Source organism: Kineococcus xinjiangensis, assembly GCF_002934625.1.
In the GTDB taxonomy this organism is placed as follows: Bacteria; Actinomycetota; Actinomycetes; order Actinomycetales; family Kineococcaceae; genus Kineococcus_A; species Kineococcus_A xinjiangensis.
Genome location: NZ_PTJD01000041.1, coordinates 1 through 1,213, shown reverse-complemented (window position 1 = coordinate 1,213; position 1,213 = coordinate 1). Strand labels below are relative to the sequence as shown.

Annotated in this window: 1 protein-coding gene; it reads right to left on the bottom strand. The window is 67.5% G+C overall.

Translation table 11 applies throughout. The features are described 5' to 3' along the window. Positions 1-32 precede the first annotated feature (32 nt). A protein-coding gene (locus CLV92_RS20820) for an IS3 family transposase (protein ID WP_104436003.1) occupies positions 33-1,210 on the bottom strand; the annotation gives its coding sequence in 2 pieces (ribosomal slippage) (positions 33-923 and positions 926-1,210; 1,176 coding nt in all). Positions 1,211-1,213: the final 3 nt, after the last annotated feature.

Here is a 1,213-nt window from a genome sequence, read left to right as displayed (position 1 = left end):
GGGTCTGCTGCATGATCCGGTGTCAGATCAGGTCACGCGGCCTGATTGGCCGGTGCGGTCATGATGGTCTCGTACTCGATAGGGGTCAATCGGCCCAGGCCGGCCTGTCGGCGGCGCCGGTGGTAGGTCCGCTCGATCCAGGTCACGATCGCGATCCGCAGCTCCTCTCGGGTGGCCCAGGGCTGCCGGTCGAGGACGTTGTTCTGCAGGAGGGCGAAGAAGCTCTCCATCGCGGCATTGTCGCCTGCGGCGCCGACGCGGCCCATCGACCCGACGAGGCCGTGTCGGCTGAGGCCGTGGACGTATTTCCTTGATCGAAATTGCGACCCGCGGTCGCTGTGGACCACGCAGCCGGCCACGTTCATGCCCTCGGCGCGGCGACGGGCGACGGCACTACTCAGGGCGGCGACCGCCAGGCGCGACTTCATCCTGGAGTCGATGGAGTAGCCCACGATCCGGCGGGAGTACGCGTCCTTGATGGCGCAGAGGTAGAGCTTGCCCTCGCTTGTCTTGTGCTCGGTAATGTCGGTCAACCACAGCTGGTTGGACTGGGTGGCGGTGAAGTCGCGCTGGACCAGGTCGTCATGGACGGGCGGGCTGGGTCGCTTGCCGTTCTTGCTGCGCCGCTTGGCAAAGGCACTCCACCAGCCGTTGGTCGAGCAGATCCGCCACGCGGTCCGCTCGGCCATCACCTCTCCGGCCTCGCGGGCTTCCTCGACGAGGTAGCGGTAGCCGAACTCGGGATCCTCCCGGTGAGCATCGAACAGCGCGTTGGCCCGGTACGCCTCCTCCAGCTCCACCGGGGTGACCGGCTGGAGCAGCCAGCGGTAGTAGTGCTGGCGAGCGATCTTCAACACCCGGCACGTGACCGCTACCGGGATGCCCTCGGCAGCGAGCTCGCTCACGAGCGGGAAGAGCCTTTTCCCGGCAGATTCGCCTGCGAGAGGTAGGCCGCTGCCCGGCGCAGGACCTCGTTTTCCTGCTCCAGCAGCCTGATGCGCGCACGGGCCTGGCGCAGCTCAGCGCTCTCGCCGGTGCTGACACCGGGCTTGACGCCGGCGTCGACGTCGGCCTGGCGCATCCACTTCGACAACGTCATCACGTGAACGCCGAAGTCGGCGGCGACCTGCTCCAGCGTCACGTCCGGATCACGGTTGCGAGCGACCCGCACGACGTCATCGCGGAACTCGCGGGGGTAAGGCTTGGGCACAGC